We start from the raw sequence: 14,285 nt of genomic DNA, 5'->3' as shown, positions 1-14,285 counted from the left end.
GAATTAAACTTAGGTTTTAGCAAAGGATCTCACCTGAATCCCAGGTTAAAACCACTGCACAGCATTAGATATACAGCACTTCTACTTGATGAAAAAGTATTACTTTTGAGGACTCAAATTGACAAATTTACAAAGGCTAAATTTACTAAAAGTCTTGGGAAAAATATGATTTTCAGAATTTTACTCGTAATGATTCAAAACCCTTAAACGCTAAACTATTACGTTTGACAACAGGGGTGTAATTAGGGTCAAACATTAAATTTGGCATTCTTTTAAGCAATGTAGAAAAGCAAATTTTTAATTCCATACGAGCTAAAACTGACCCTAAACAAAAGTGAATACCCTTACCGAAACCCAAATGTTCATTGGGTGAGCGTGTGATGTTGAAAACTTCTGGATTCTCAAATTTTTCTGGATCGTGATTAGCCGCCGCAATTCCTAATGCAACAACACTACCTGCTGAGATTTCCTTGCCACCAATAGTCAGATTTTCTTTGGCAACTCGCAAGGAATGTGTGGCAGCGGCATCAAAACGAATCATTTCTTCTATGGCAGAATCAATTAGTTCGGGATTTTCTTTGAGTCGCCGTAATTCATGTGGGTGATTTAGAAGCGCATTTATACCATTGGGAATATCCAGTAAATTATCAGTTGTTTCTTGAATTATCGAACGCCAATTTTCTAAAGCTCGTGGTAGAAATCCCGGAAGAGAGATTTTACGTAATTGGGTATGGTGGGGTGGATCTTTTTCTACCATCATATTCCCCATCAGAAATCTAAAGTTCTGAATAGTGTTCAAATCTACACCTTCTAACTGTTGGACGAATAAAGAACTTCGATCAGAACTCAATCGGGTATCTTGATAGCTAGCTTCTACATCTTTATATCTAGTTAAATACCAAAACCCCCCTTTTTTGTAATAATAAACAGGGTCTTTCGAGCGGATTAGTTTGTATAATGGATAGGAATTGAACAGAAACTCTGGAGCGAATAAATCGTAATCTATTTCAGAAGAATTTAAGTTTGACATATTCTCTTTTGTCCATTAAAGATGGTAGACAAATGGTAGGCGTTAAAATTTACGTTCTACCATTTTTTCTGTAAGCAGATTATATTTCGGAAAGTCCTACTAATGATTTGCCAGATTAAATCAGTGTGGGAAATTTGAAGGATTTTGCCTCAACTTAACCGGAGATTATTGTTTTCTGGGATTCAACCATAGGGAGTTACAGTGGCTAAACCAGTAGAAACAAGGGTTTCTTTAGTCCCGTTAACAGAAAACACATCAGCCCGGGTGATGACTTGGCTAAAAGTCGATTTAATGACATAACCTCGAGCAATTAATTTTTCGCCAACGGCAGGGGCAATAAAGTTCAGCTTGTATTCGGCAGTAACTACATCTCCTACCTTAGAAGCTGCGGCCCAACAACAGGCACTATCAATTAAAAAACCAATTACAGCTCCGTGGGTAAAACCATTATGCTGTTTTAATTCCTCTCGCATCGAGACAATTAATTCCACAAAGCCATCTTCACAAGCAGTGATTTCTACGTTCATCCAAACCGTAAAGGGAGATGTCTGAATTTTTTCTTGTAAAGAAACCAGATCAGCGGGAGTTCTGATTTTGGCAATAGGTTTATTTAGTTTTTCAATTTTGCTGGTAACATCCATAAATCAATAAAATCCTCATATCTTCCAATCACTTTCTAGAAACAACTCAGCTACCGATTCCGGGATTAAATCTTTTTGCTTTTACTTGATCAGGAGTTGGCCGCTTGATATTCCAAGCCCAGCCAAGCTTCTCAAGTAAGCTAATAAATGAACCACTCGGATCAATTTGCCACCAATCAATATTCAGCAGAGCAGAACCAGAAAAAAGCGTGCCAGACATTTCTGAGCCTAGCCCAAGGTTTGTTAGCCTGAATGTAATGTGGGGAATGGAGATCGCCCTCATTATCGGCATAGATGTGATGGCAACGATGATAAGCTACATACTCAATGATGGGCGCTTCACCTGCCATTGAGCCAGCTAGTGCCAGCAGAATGCGTAGGGGTTTAGCTACTTTATAGCTTTTATGGGCAAACAGTCTGTGCATTCCTGCTTCTCCGCCCAAACCAACGAAGTTAAACATGAAAAGCAAAATTCCCAAGTCAACCAGACTAATGCCTTGATTCCGCAAAGAAGCGATCGCGGCAATTCCACCAATTAAACTGATGATATCGATGGACGGATACCACCCGTATCTAATCCATTTCCTCATCCCAGAAAGTGGTTTATATTCAGGATGGCTATTATCTATTTCTGCGGTTTGGAATACTTCAGTTACTTCTGTGACTGAAGACTGCTCTAGAATTTGAGCTACATAGCCCGGATTTCTCACAAGCGAAAAAAAATATTCATAAAAAGCGAAAAAAAGGAAGTTTATTTGATACATAAATAGCAAAGATGAAAAAAGGAAATCTTCTAAGTATATATTTGAGAAACTCAGTTAAATATCAAGAGCTATTCAGGCAATATATACTGATATAAATAATTTAATAGTAAAATTAGGCATCTGAAAACAGAGTGAAGAAAAAACTTTTATCCCCACCCTAAATTAAAGCTAAAAATGAGCGTAATAATCGTCCCAAAAGAATTAACCAGGATTGGGTAACAACTGCAAACAACGGTAAGCAGTAGCATAAATATGCTGATAGGGACAAGAACTATTAATCGCAATTAAAACTCGTCTAGTTGTTATTGTAATCAAAGCTCCTAACTTCAACAACTTGGTACGGATAGTCCCAACTTGAGCATTCTGTAATTCAGTTTTAACTAAACATTTATTTCGCAAAGCATTCATCAAAACATAAGCAATGGAAGAGAACCACAAACGTAATTGATTACCTGCAAATGTATGGGTACTGGTTCTATCACTAAATAATTCTAATTGTTGTTCCTTCTCTTGACTAATGCTTTTTCCTAATGCCAGTGCGAACATGGGATCATGACGTAATTCTTCATGGTCATTTAAGTCTTCATATCCCATGATTAAGCCATATATCCGTTGTGTTAATAAGCTTTCTATGGGATGTAACGTCTTATTTGGCTTTCTGTAGTCTTGGAAACCCAAAGCTAAACGTGATGTTATTTGCAATTTTCGGTCTATTTCCGCAATTAAACTTAGACCTGCATCCGATGTTACTTTACCACCCTGGAAATTCACTACTACTGGAGGGAGTTTTTCTTGTTTAAAAGTGAACTGTTTTGGTGTACTATCTGTTCTTATTGGGGTCATATTTTATAATTGCTGAAATGCTTTTTAGATATACATTTTCGCAGTTTTTGACCCCTTTTTTTCTTTTCTTTGTGAGAAATCCGGGCTAGGCGATACCACTCCAAGCCAAAGGAAGCAGAGCCGGGAAACGCATGGTGATTGTTGTGCCATGATTCACCGAAGGTCAGTAAGGCAATCGGCCCAAAATTATGACTGTGTTCTTCGGTCTCAAAGCGGCTCATCCCGAAGCAGTGCAAGAAGGAGTTAATTGACCAAATGGTATGTCCTCCCCAAATAATTCTGAACACACCTCCCCAAATAAATCCTGCTAACGCTCCCGCTAGACTCCAGTGGTACAATCCGCCTAAGAGGGTGGGCAACACGAACCCCAGGGAAGCCCACAGGTAGTAGTAGCGATCTACTCTAACGATGTTTTTGTTTTTGATTAAATCGGGTACATAGTGGACAACACTGGGATATTCGTGCTTATACATCCAAGTTAGATGGGAATGAATTAAGCCTCGAATCCGATCACGCCAATTACCACCGTGAAGATTTGGTGAGTGAGGATCACCATGTTTATCGCTCAATTCATGGTGGCGGCGATGTAACGCTGACCATGATATAATTTTAGGTTTGATATTTTTTAATGTCTCACGACGAATTTTAAGCAAAATGCAAATTAGTCATTAGTCAGTTGTCCGTTGTTATTTATTCGACTATTCACTGAAGATTGGCGAAATTCAAAAAAAGATAATTACAAAATCCCTTTTCCTAGCACCCGACGCTTCAAAGCTACTATTTTAGGTCGCGCACCTTTACCTGAAAAACCTAAACCTTCTCGGAAAATCTCAGGCATATAAAATCGCTTTATTTCATCTTTTTCTTTATCTTCATAAATCACTCCCATTTCTTCTAATAATGTTACTGTTTTTTGATCCATGTCAAACTCTTCTACAGCAAAAGGGATGATCCGTTGAGTCGCAGGATATTTAGGAAGTGTATCTTCTACCCATGTTTTGAAAGCTGGATATTCTTCTTTAGCTTCTGTCACTTTTTCTTCACTACATGGTTTCAGAGCGCGACGAATTGCTGGAGGAGGTAAAAGTCGGCTTGTAGACCATTTTGCAAATTGTAATTCTTTACTATTTACTGTAATATCAGCTGCATTATACAAAAAACGGACAATATCTCTGGCTTGAAGCCTGCCCTTAAAATCTGTTAAAGCTGCAAATACCCAAGAAGCTGTGTAGGCTTCTCTTGTCCCTAGTCTTTTGCCCCATAGTTGCTCTAATTCATCTATGATATTCTCTTGAGTTAGACTGTAAATACTATCTTTTTCTGCACCTATCACATTAGATTCACTACAAATCCAATAAACTAATCTCAAGAAAGAATCTGGATTCCAATATAAATCATAAGCACGGTAAAGGCTTTCAAACTGACTTGAATTTTGAGTAATTGTATATCTGATAAAATCACGACGTAAGAAAATTATTACACCAAGATGAGATTGCCTAATTTCTGATAATTTCTTTGGTAAATCATCAATTAAAGCTCTTAAAGCAATCTTCTCTTGATTACTAGAACCGATTTCCTGAAATATATCTTCTAATCCATCAAACAAAAAGATAATCTTTAATCCCTTATTTTTTAAATATTGATTTATTGTACCAAGTGTATTAGGAGTATCTATATTTGGATTAATACCTATAGATCTGGCAATTTCACCAACCCAGAAGTCTGTCCATTTAGGTTCATTCCAATCTTGGTATTTAACTGCATTTTTAACCCTAGTTGTATACTCTGAATGCACAAATTCAGGAATATTATTACCTAAAGCTTCTCTAACCTCATTTCTAGCTTGGTTGATAACAATTTTTGCATTATCCTGAACATTAATGGACTCAAGTACAGGAAATATATGGGTTTTTGACTCAGTTTCATTATTTCTATGATCAATATAATTCAGGAAATTCTCCCAATATTTAAAACGTGATAACTGTATATAATTAAAAGTTTTTCCAGCCCCTTTAGCTCCAATTGATACTATATGAGGTAATTTATCTCTAAAGTTAGTAGCTAAGTTCCGCAAAGGTTCTGTTATTAGTAAATCTTCTCCTTGTCCTTGTTCAGCGTACTCATATCTCCGGCACAAATCTCTAAGTCTTTGGACGGATTGCTGTAAATTGTTTTCCGGTGTATCATCTGAGATTGATTCCTGATTTTTTGGATTTGGTAACTGTTGTTTTGCCCAGTCTATAGCAATTCCCATGACTGAAATTGAAGTTCTATTTAATTTAGAGCGTGCATCTTCCCAGTCATTTACATAAAGTAATTCCTCTACAAAATAAGCTTCTTTTATTTCCAATCTTGGCTCATCTAACTTATCTTCTTCTGATTGTACATAAGCAGATATTAATTCAAACAAGGCATTATTAAATGCTGGTAATTTTTTAAATTCTTCTTTTAACATACTAATTACTATTGATGGATCATAGTATTCTTTATCTTTAACTTCTGCTTCTAATGGTGCAACTTTGCCAATTTGTTTTAAAACTAAACTTGTACCCTGAATAGATTGATCATTGATTGTTGTGACAAGAAAACGCTGGATTCTGGGATCAAAAATTATAGGACTAGATATTTCACTTAAACCTGCTCTCAAATCAATAAAAACATAATCTACACCTAAAATTTCACCTAAATGATGAATAGCATTACCATATTCCCATGTTCCATCTATACCTCTGACTAAATGTTCAGGTAAAATGGGTATATCTAATAATTCATTATCTTTTAGAAATGCAGGTAAAAAATAAACTTGTGAATTTCCTTCATGTTTCACTGATTTTTTTACTTCGTTAGCAAATAAAGCAAGTGCTTCTTCTCTATCAATTGGTGAATAATGGTAAACTTCTAAAAAATTAATAAAAGAAACGGATGGTTGTTGTTTTGCTAACGCATTCCAATAGGTAAGACCTGGTGCTTCCAAATCAGCATCAATAACTAACACATTTATAGACTCATTTAACTCTTTAGCTCTATCTAACAAAGCAAAAAGATGGGCTGTTAAATTTAATGTTCTTCCTACACCACCTTTAAAAGAATAAAACGCTATTAAACTAGGTTTTTCCGTATATGCTTCTGGAAGCTTAACTATTTTTTTGACAGCAGGTTCTGTTTCTGAATCATTTTCTGAATTACTTTCTAAATAAGCAATTTCTTCCCAAAAAGGACGTATCTCAATATCTGTTATATAAGGTTCTTCTTCTGAGATAAATTCCACGGGTAATGTAGCATCACCAATATCAAATCGAATAACAGATTCCTCTTCATCGTACCAATCTCCAAACCATTCTTTTTCTTTTAATACGTCCTTGACTTTATTTATAAAATTTTCATCGGAAATATTTATTTCTACAGCATCAGAAAAACACCTAATACTTACTATGTTCTCTGGTAAATTAGTCCCATAGTTAGTTTTGCGGCGAAAAATTCTTCTAATATCAAGCCAAGTCAGTAATTTAAAATCTTTCATAGTCCTTGAAGTTCTTTTTTAATCAATTCAACAATGTTTAACAATTTTTTTTCTATGTCTTCGTCTGTTATTTTTTCCCGTTTATTCTCATCCTCATCTTTTTTTAAGATAAACTTTCCTCCATAGCGCCAAATCTGGTTAATTTTACCAGGCGTTAATTGTCGTTCTTGTTTTATCTTAACATGAGAATTATCCTGAATATCTTGAATAAATAACTGTTCTGGTAGTTTCCACATTTGCAATGAATTATTACCAGGGTATAAACATTCTAACAACCCATTTATATCATGCCCCTCTTCTAATATTTCTGGACATAAATCAGTACGATTTACTTCCTTTTTCTTCATCAACACTGCTTTTAAACCACATTCAACAGCATAAAATAATAATAAGCGGTGGGCATTAGTTCGGACTCCATTATGATTATGAGAGGCAGAAGAATTTTCACGCCATGCTCTTTGCATTTCCCTGTCTGTAAAAGTTATCTTCTTCTTCATTCCCGTTAACTAAGATTTTACTCAGTTATTTTACGTCAAAATCGCGCCACCCATTAACCAATTATACCGACACTTCAACTCATCCTGCATTAATGTCAAACACTCCATAATTGATACAGTTTTAATAAACCAAATCTTTCTGCGTGATTCCTGCTACTGGAGTTTACTTCTAGTCAATTCAATACTGATTTTGCCGCTAAAATCAGGAATAGGTGCAGCGGTTTTACTGAGAATAACTTGTACTTGACTAATACCGTCGCTATCCTCTAGAATACCATCAGCTATAGCCCCAGCTAGTCTTTCCACCAATGCAAACTTTGAGGTTTTCAGCAATTTTTGCACTAAGCTAATTATCTGCCGATAATCTATAGTATCTTCAATATTATCTGTTTTGGCGGGTTTAGAAAGATCCAACCATAATTTAACATCTACCTCAAACCATTGTCCTAATGCCTGTTCTTCTGGTAAAAATCCGGTATAACCATAGCCACGAATTCCTGTTAAATGAATACAGTCCATAATCTCTAATCAATGCAACTTACTTTTAATAATCTTAATCTTCTTTGGTCTTATGTATTAACAGAAACCCTCAAACGTTTGGGTTTAAATTGCGCTGTTATCTGTCCTGGTTCTCGTTCTACAGCATTAACTGTGGCTTTTGTCCAACAAATACCGCATATTGAAGCAATTCCGATTTTAGATGAACGTTCGGCGGCTTTTTTTGCGTTGGGACAAGCAAAAGCAACGGGGAAACCTGTAGTATTAGTTTGCACTTCGGGAACTGCGGGGGCAAATTTTTATCCAGCAGTAATTGAAGCTAGAGAAAGTCGCGTCCCTTTGTTAATATTAACCACTGACAGACCAGCAGAATTACGAGATTGTCATTCAGGACAAACTATTGACCAAGTAAAATTATACGGTAATTATCCCAATTGGCAAACGGAATTAGCTACACCTTCGGTGGATATGGGAATGTTAGGTTATCTCAGACAAACGGTTATTCACGCTTGGGAACGTTGTCAATTTCCCAATTCTGGCGCAGTACATTTAAATATACCTTTTCGTGATCCCCTCGCGCCCATTCCCGATGGTACAGATTTTACCTTAGATACAGAAGATTTCTTTTCTAGTTTGATTTCCACCCCATTACCAATTACCAATTATCAATTACCAATTACCAATTACCAAAAAGGGATCATTATTGCTGGTGTAGCCCAACCACAGGCCCCGGAAGAGTATTGTAGAGCGATCGCTAACCTAAGTCAATCTCTCCAATGGCCTGTTTTAGCTGAAGGACTTTCCCCTGTCAGAAATTACACAGACTTAAATCCCTATTTAATTTCTACCTATGACATCATTCTTAGAAATCAACAACTTGCCAAAGAATTATCCCCAGAAATCGTAATTCAAATTGGAGAAATGCCCACAAGTAAAGAATTACGCAATTGGTTAATTACTACTAATCCTCAACGTTTGATAATTGATAATTGTGATCAAAATTTAGATCCTTTACATGGAAAAACCACACATTTAAGAATATCAGTAACAGAAATTGGTAAATTGGAAATTGAGGAATTAGCAAAAAGTGAGTATTTACAAAAATGGTGTATAACAGAAAAGCAAGTTAGAAAAAATATTGATGATTATTTTGAAAATATAGATGAATTAATCGAAAGTAAAACCGCTTGGTTAATTTCCCAAAACCTACCACCAGAAACACCCCTATTCATTGCAAATAGTATGCCAGTGCGAGATGTAGAATTTTTCTGGAAACCCAATAATTTAAGAATTAAACCTTATTTTAATCGGGGTGCAAATGGTATTGATGGTACTTTATCCACTGCTTTAGGAATAGCACATCATCAGCAAAGTAGTGTAATGCTAACAGGAGATTTATCTTTATTGCATGATACCAATGGTTTTTTAATTAGAAATAAATTTATTGGACATCTAACGATTATCTTGATTAATAACAATGGTGGGGGAATTTTTGAAATGTTACCCATTGCCAAATTTAATCCACCTTTTGAAGAATTTTTTGCCACTCCTCAAAATATTGATTTTGCTCGATTATGTGCTACTTATAATGTGCAATATCAGTTAATTAATTCTTGGGAAGAACTAAAAGATAGCTTAAAGCAAGTACCAAAAATAGGAATTAGGGTTTTAGAAGTCAAAACAAATAGGAAAAGAGATGTGATGTGGAGAAAAGAAAATTTAGTAAAATTTAGTAATTGGTAAATAGTTCAAATATTTAGAATATTCAGATCCCCGACTTCTTGGAGAAGTCGGGGATCTATTTTTAAAACAGATTTCCATAATTTTTGCCCAAGTGCCACAGATAAAGATTAAACTAAAAAATCTTGTACAGCAAAACCTGTTAACCAAAATCAAGTTATTATGTCTAAGGTTCTTGTCTCAGATCCAATTGATCAAGTTGGTATTGATATTCTTTCCCAAGTTGCCACCGTTGATGTCAAAACCAGCCTCAAGCCAGATGAACTCAAAGCCATTATTGGTGAGTATGACGCGCTGATGATCCGTTCTGGAACTCGCGCTACTCAAGAAATTATAGAAGCTGGCACCAAATTAAAAATTATTGGCCGTGCCGGTGTAGGTGTGGATAACGTTGATGTTCCCGCAGCGACTCGCAAAGGGATTGTCGTCGTCAATTCCCCAGAAGGTAATACCATTGCCGCCGCAGAACACGCTTTAGCTATGATGTTATCCTTGTCTCGTCACATTCCTGATGCTAATGCTTCAGTAAAACGTGGTGAGTGGGATCGGAAAAGTTATGTTGGTTCGGAAGTATACAAAAAAACCCTCGGCGTTGTCGGGTTAGGAAAAATTGGTTCTCATGTTGCCAGTGTAGCTAAAGCAATGGGCATGAAACTCCTAGCTTATGATCCATTTATCTCCAGCGAAAGAGCGGAACAATTGGGTTGTCAATTGGTGGAATTAAATGTGTTATTCCAGCAAGCCGACTATATCACCTTGCACATTCCCAAAACTAAGGAAACTGCCAACATCATCAACGCTAAAACCTTGGCGTTAATGAAACCCACTACCAGAATTATTAACTGCGCTCGTGGTGGCATTATTGATGAAGCGGCTTTAGCAGTAGCAATTAGAGATGGTGTAATTGCTGGGGCGGCTTTGGATGTGTTCGATTCTGAACCATTAGGTGATTCTGAATTGCTACGCTTAGGTAAAGAAGTTATTCTTACCCCTCACCTCGGTGCTTCCACTGCTGAAGCTCAAGTCAACGTCGCCATAGACGTGGCTGAACAAATTCGGGATGTGTTATTAGGACTACCTGCCCGTTCCGCCGTGAATATTCCTGGACTTGGACCTGATATTCTCGAAGAACTCAAGCCTTACATGGAATTAGCGGAAACCCTGGGGAATTTAGTTGGTCAACTCACCGGCGGCAGAGTTGAGACACTTAATGTTACACTGCAAGGAGAACTGGCAACTAATAAAAGTCAACCTTTAGTTATCGCTGCCCTGAAAGGACTACTTTACCAAGCCCTACGGGAACGGGTCAATTATGTCAACGCTACCATAGAAGCCAAGGAACGGGGGATTCGAGTCATTGAAACCAGGGATGCTTCCGCAAGGGATTATGCAGGTTCATTGCATCTCCAAGCTACAGGGACTTTAGGTACACATTCTGTCACAGGTGCTTTATTAGGTGATAAGGAAATTCACTTAACAGACGTTGACGGTTTCCCCATTAACGTCCCCCCCAGTAAATACATGGTGTTTACCCGCCACCGGGATATGCCAGGTATTATTGGTAAACTCGGTTCTCTCCTCGGCAGCTTTAATGTCAATATTGCTAGTATGCAGGTAGGTCGGAAAATTGTGCGTGGTGATGCTGTTATGGCTCTCAGTATTGATGATCCTTTACCCGATGGCATTTTAGAGGAAATTAAAAAAGTAGATGGTATTCGGGACGCATATACAGTCGCACTTTAACTGTGATTTTTGGGATTTATTTGCTGCAGATGATTCAGTAATCAATACTTGTCGGTTAAGCTCAAAACAATGAAATTATGTAGGTTGGGTTGTTCGCGTAAGCGTTGCGGAGCAATGGAACGAAACCCAACATTTACAACGGTTTGTTGGGTTTGGTCTTTGTACCGCAACGGGCAAGCAAGCTACAACCCAACCTACGAAAATCCTTAACCGAACAGTATTGATTCAGTAATTTGATAATCATAGCAATCAAAGTTTGTTTTTACGAATCTAAAATCTAAAATTCTATGGTAAACACTTGGTGGGAATTGAATATTTTATCTGAACCAGATTTAGAAGATACTATATTTTGGCGGTTAGAAAAATTTGGCTGTCGTGGTACATCAGTAGAAATTAAGGGTAATATCGCCATCATTAAGGCTTATTTGCCCAGCTTTAAAACCCAATTACTAGATTTGGCTGCCTTATCACTATGGCTGCGCCAAGATGCACTATGTGTAGGACTCCCTTCACCCATGGTGCATTGGGGCTTAATTGACGAAGAGGACTGGTCTAGTAGCTGGAAACAACACTGGCAACCCGAAGAAATAGGCGATCGCTTTCTGATTAACCCCGCTTGGCTACCTTTACCCGAATCCTTGGACAGGTTGGTAATTCGCTTAGATCCTGGTGTGGCGTTTGGTACAGGTAATCATGCCACGACCCAATTATGCTTAGAATCTCTAGAAATGCGCTTTAGCGAAGTTCCTCAATCCTTTGTGGATACGGAAGAAAAAAAAGAACCGTTAATCATTGCCGATATTGGCTGTGGTTCGGGTATTCTAGGCGTTGGGGCAATCTTACTAGGTGCTGGTAAAGTCTATGCTGTTGATAATGATCCCGTAGCGGTGAGATCCACTTTTAGTAATCGCGCTCTTAATGATATCCGTCCAGACTATTTAATCCCCATTGAGGGGAGTGTAGACATGGTACGGAAAATAATTGATCAGCCAGTAGATGGTATTGTCTGTAATATTTTAGCTGATGTAATTATTGAATTACTCCCAGAAATGACCACAATTACCAAACCCAGCACTTGGGGTATATTTAGTGGAATTCTCCTAGAACAATCCCAGGGTGTTGCTGATGCTTTAAAACAAAATGGTTGGGTTGTTGCTACTCTCTGGAAAAAAAAAGAATGGTGTTGTTTAAATGCCCGTCGTTCTTAATCATATTCACAAAAAAGTTTATATAGCAGAGAATAGAGAACAGAATTATCACCAAAAAAAATCTATACTCATAAATTTGGAACTTGAATTTATCAAATCATCTCATCAATGAATAAACCACTACAAGAATACAATCCCAACAGTGTAGCCGAAAAGAATGGTAACTTCCTCGGATTACCTGATGATTACGATTCAGCCAATTTAATTATCTTCCCCATACCTTGGGAAGTCACCGTTTCATATCGTGCGGGAACTGCGAACGGACCACAGCGAATTTTAGATGCCTCACTGCAAATAGATTTATTTGATTTTGATCATCCCGACGGTTGGAAACAGGGAATATTTATGGTAGAAATTCCCCAGGAAATGATCGAAAAAAATAACTATTATCGTCAACAAGCAGCCAGAATTATTGAACGTCAAGCCCAAGGTAAATCCCTAACAGATTCACCAGATTTAACCTCTGTTCTAGAAGCAATTAACCAAGCTGGGGAACAGGTAAATCATTGGTTATTGACCCAATCACAAGCAGCAATGAATCAAGGTAAACGAGTTGCTGTCATTGGTGGTGATCACAGTTCACCATTAGGCTACTTCCAAGCCTTAGCTAATCAATATGATGACTGGGGAATTTTACATATTGATGCCCATGCAGACTTACGTAATGCCTATGAGGAATTTGAATTTTCTCATGCGTCTATTATGTTTAATGCCATAAAAATACCGCAAATTTCTAAATTAGTCCAAGTAGGTGTACGGGATATTTGTCACGATGAAGTGCAAATCATTAATCAATCAAATGATCGCATTATTGGTTATTATGATTCAGCAATTAAACAACAACTATATGCTGGTAAAAATTGGTTGGATTTATGTCGAGAAATTATCAACCATTTACCAGAAAAAGTTTATATTAGCTTCGACATTGATGGTTTAGATCCTAAACTTTGCCCCAATACAGGTACTCCTGTTCCTGGAGGACTGGAATTAGAACAAGTTTATTGTTTGTTCCGCGAACTGGTAAATAGTGGTAGAGAAATTATTGGTTTTGATGTCTGCGAAGTTGGTGATGCTGAATGGGATGGTAATGTTGGTGCGCGAATAGTTTACAAGTTAGCAAATTTATTAGATTTATCTCAGAAAGAGGGAACAGGTAATAGGTAATAGGAGTAATAATAACTTTCCTGTTCCAACTGACAACTGTACGGGCGAAGCATTTCGAGAACTATTTTTGGCAATGACCGATAATTTATCTTCCAAATGCTTCGCCCCTACTGACAACTGACCACTGTACGGGCGAAGCATTTCGAGAACTATTTTTGGCAATGACCGATAATTTATCTTCCAAATGCTTCGCCCCTACTGACCACTGACAACTGTACGGGCGAAGCATTTGGAGAACTATTTTTGGCAATGACCGATAATTTATCTTCCAAATGCTTCGCCCCTACTAACCACTGACCACTGTACGGGCGAAGCATTTCGAGAACTATTTTTGGCAATGACCGATAATTTATTTTCCAAATGCTTCGCCCCTACTGACCACTGATTTCTTATCAGGTTTTATGAAATTTGCATACATACTATGGGAAGATGTTGAAAATAGATCATATAGGTTAAATTGATTCGGGATGTTGTTATGCACTGGATTTAAGTCAAGGTTTGGTTGTCAACCAAACCTTTTTTATTGCTCATTTTCTCCCTGTTCGTGATTTCAGCAAAAATATACCCATTCCCAATTATAAACAACAAACAAGATCTCCGACTTCTTCAAGAAGTCGGGGATCTGGGCGAAGTTTTA

14 protein-coding genes and 2 pseudogenes are annotated in these 14,285 nt (G+C 37.3%); 4 read left to right on the top strand and 12 right to left on the bottom strand.

Translation table 11 applies throughout. The features are described from left to right. Nucleotides 1-172 precede the first annotated feature (172 nt). The 9 genes and pseudogenes from ANA_RS16440 to folB form a co-directional block, all read right to left on the bottom strand. Nucleotides 173-1,030 carry a cytochrome P450 gene (locus ANA_RS16440; RefSeq protein WP_041458111.1) on the bottom strand — a complete coding sequence of 286 codons (858 nt, stop codon included), beginning with the start codon at nt 1,028-1,030 and terminating at the stop codon, nt 173-175. A gap of 182 nt (nt 1,031-1,212) precedes the next feature. Beyond that, nucleotides 1,213-1,671, bottom strand: a complete 459-nt coding sequence (locus ANA_RS16435) for a PaaI family thioesterase (RefSeq protein ID WP_015081158.1) — start codon at nt 1,669-1,671, stop codon at nt 1,213-1,215. A 176-nt stretch (nt 1,672-1,847) separates the two neighbouring features. Further along, nucleotides 1,848-2,381: a hypothetical protein gene (locus ANA_RS23670; protein WP_148279068.1), complete on the bottom strand. Its 534-nt coding sequence runs from the start codon at nt 2,379-2,381 to the stop codon at nt 1,848-1,850. 255 nt (nt 2,382-2,636) lie between these two features. Further along, nucleotides 2,637-2,945: pseudogene (locus tag ANA_RS28585) on the bottom strand (transposase); the annotation flags it as partial. A 24-nt stretch (nt 2,946-2,969) separates the two neighbouring features. Continuing rightward, a pseudogene (locus ANA_RS28580) lies at nt 2,970-3,278 on the bottom strand (transposase); the annotation flags it as partial. Continuing rightward, nucleotides 3,275-3,931, bottom strand: a complete 657-nt coding sequence (locus ANA_RS16420; RefSeq protein WP_174783353.1) for a fatty acid desaturase — start codon at nt 3,929-3,931, stop codon at nt 3,275-3,277. The gene ANA_RS16420 and the pseudogene ANA_RS28580, both read right to left, overlap by 4 nt. 83 nt (nt 3,932-4,014) lie before the next feature. Next, the gene (locus ANA_RS16415; protein WP_015081157.1) at nt 4,015-6,798 is read right to left on the bottom strand and encodes a ParA family protein; all 2,784 of its coding nucleotides are present in this window, start codon (nt 6,796-6,798) and stop codon (nt 4,015-4,017) included. Further along, nucleotides 6,795-7,295 (bottom strand): hypothetical protein, encoded by a 501-nt coding sequence (locus ANA_RS16410; RefSeq protein WP_015081156.1) that lies wholly within the window; start codon nt 7,293-7,295, stop codon nt 6,795-6,797. The genes ANA_RS16415 and ANA_RS16410 overlap by 4 nt, the downstream gene beginning before the upstream one ends. A 153-nt stretch (nt 7,296-7,448) precedes the next feature. Then, nucleotides 7,449-7,814: a dihydroneopterin aldolase gene (gene folB, locus ANA_RS16405; RefSeq protein ID WP_015081155.1), complete on the bottom strand. Its 366-nt coding sequence runs from the start codon at nt 7,812-7,814 to the stop codon at nt 7,449-7,451. Nucleotides 7,815-7,826: 12 nt separating this feature from the next. On the opposite strand from folB, the gene menD reads away from it, so the two are divergent. The 4 genes from menD (at nt 7,827) to ANA_RS16385 (ending at nt 13,648) form a co-directional block, all read left to right on the top strand. After that, entirely contained in the window at nt 7,827-9,536 is a 1,710-nt protein-coding gene (gene menD, locus ANA_RS16400) for a 2-succinyl-5-enolpyruvyl-6-hydroxy-3-cyclohexene-1-carboxylic-acid synthase (RefSeq protein WP_015081154.1), read from the top strand. A gap of 159 nt (nt 9,537-9,695) precedes the next feature. Next, the gene (gene serA / locus ANA_RS16395) at nt 9,696-11,276 is read left to right on the top strand and encodes a phosphoglycerate dehydrogenase (protein WP_015081153.1); all 1,581 of its coding nucleotides are present in this window, start codon (nt 9,696-9,698) and stop codon (nt 11,274-11,276) included. A gap of 287 nt (nt 11,277-11,563) precedes the next feature. Further along, nucleotides 11,564-12,484, top strand: coding sequence for a 50S ribosomal protein L11 methyltransferase (gene prmA / locus ANA_RS16390; RefSeq protein WP_015081152.1), 921 nt, complete (start codon nt 11,564-11,566; stop codon nt 12,482-12,484). Between the two features lie 108 nt (nt 12,485-12,592). Beyond that, the gene (locus tag ANA_RS16385; RefSeq protein WP_015081151.1) at nt 12,593-13,648 is read left to right on the top strand and encodes an agmatinase family protein; all 1,056 of its coding nucleotides are present in this window, start codon (nt 12,593-12,595) and stop codon (nt 13,646-13,648) included. Here the strand turns inward: ANA_RS16385 and ANA_RS27810 are convergent. From ANA_RS27810 to ANA_RS27800, 3 genes are read right to left on the bottom strand one after another with little or no spacing between them, the layout of a single operon-like run. Further along, nucleotides 13,616-13,789, bottom strand: coding sequence for a hypothetical protein (locus ANA_RS27810; RefSeq protein ID WP_235081878.1), 174 nt, complete (start codon nt 13,787-13,789; stop codon nt 13,616-13,618). The two genes, ANA_RS16385 and ANA_RS27810, sit on opposite strands and share 33 nt — an antisense overlap. After that, on the bottom strand, nt 13,734-13,877 hold the full coding sequence (locus ANA_RS27805) for a hypothetical protein (RefSeq protein ID WP_235081876.1): 144 nt from the start codon (nt 13,875-13,877) through the stop codon (nt 13,734-13,736). Before ANA_RS27805 ends, ANA_RS27810 begins: the two co-directional genes overlap by 56 nt. Then, a complete protein-coding gene (locus ANA_RS27800) occupies nt 13,822-13,965 on the bottom strand; it encodes a hypothetical protein (protein WP_213710907.1) in 144 nt (47 codons plus the stop codon). Before ANA_RS27800 ends, ANA_RS27805 begins: the two co-directional genes overlap by 56 nt. Nucleotides 13,966-14,285 lie beyond the last annotated feature (320 nt).

Origin of the sequence: Anabaena sp. 90, assembly GCF_000312705.1 — a bacterium.
GTDB lineage: Bacteria > Cyanobacteriota > Cyanobacteriia > Cyanobacteriales > Nostocaceae > Dolichospermum > Dolichospermum lemmermannii.
Note: the sequence above shows the minus strand (reverse complement) of the source record. Positions and strands in the feature narration are given on the sequence as shown.

Excerpts from the sequence above, each read along its gene's own strand:
- ANA_RS16440 (WP_041458111.1), bottom strand. The coding sequence starts at position 1,030 with ATGTCAAACTTAAATTCTTCTGAAATAGATTACGATTTATTCGCTCCA.
- ANA_RS16435 (WP_015081158.1), bottom strand. The coding sequence starts at position 1,671 with ATGGATGTTACCAGCAAAATTGAAAAACTAAATAAACCTATTGCCAAA.
- ANA_RS16415 (WP_015081157.1), bottom strand. The coding sequence starts at position 6,798 with ATGAAAGATTTTAAATTACTGACTTGGCTTGATATTAGAAGAATTTTT.
- ANA_RS16410 (WP_015081156.1), bottom strand. The coding sequence starts at position 7,295 with ATGAAGAAGAAGATAACTTTTACAGACAGGGAAATGCAAAGAGCATGG.
- folB (WP_015081155.1), bottom strand. The coding sequence starts at position 7,814 with ATGGACTGTATTCATTTAACAGGAATTCGTGGCTATGGTTATACCGGA.
- menD (WP_015081154.1), top strand. The coding sequence starts at position 7,827 with ATGCAACTTACTTTTAATAATCTTAATCTTCTTTGGTCTTATGTATTA.
- serA (WP_015081153.1), top strand. The coding sequence starts at position 9,696 with ATGTCTAAGGTTCTTGTCTCAGATCCAATTGATCAAGTTGGTATTGAT.
- prmA (WP_015081152.1), top strand. The coding sequence starts at position 11,564 with ATGGTAAACACTTGGTGGGAATTGAATATTTTATCTGAACCAGATTTA.
- ANA_RS16385 (WP_015081151.1), top strand. The coding sequence starts at position 12,593 with ATGAATAAACCACTACAAGAATACAATCCCAACAGTGTAGCCGAAAAG.
- ANA_RS27810 (WP_235081878.1), bottom strand. The coding sequence starts at position 13,789 with ATGCTTCGCCCGTACAGTGGTCAGTTGTCAGTAGGGGCGAAGCATTTG.
- ANA_RS27805 (WP_235081876.1), bottom strand. The coding sequence starts at position 13,877 with ATGCTTCGCCCGTACAGTTGTCAGTGGTCAGTAGGGGCGAAGCATTTG.
- ANA_RS27800 (WP_213710907.1), bottom strand. The coding sequence starts at position 13,965 with ATGCTTCGCCCGTACAGTGGTCAGTGGTTAGTAGGGGCGAAGCATTTG.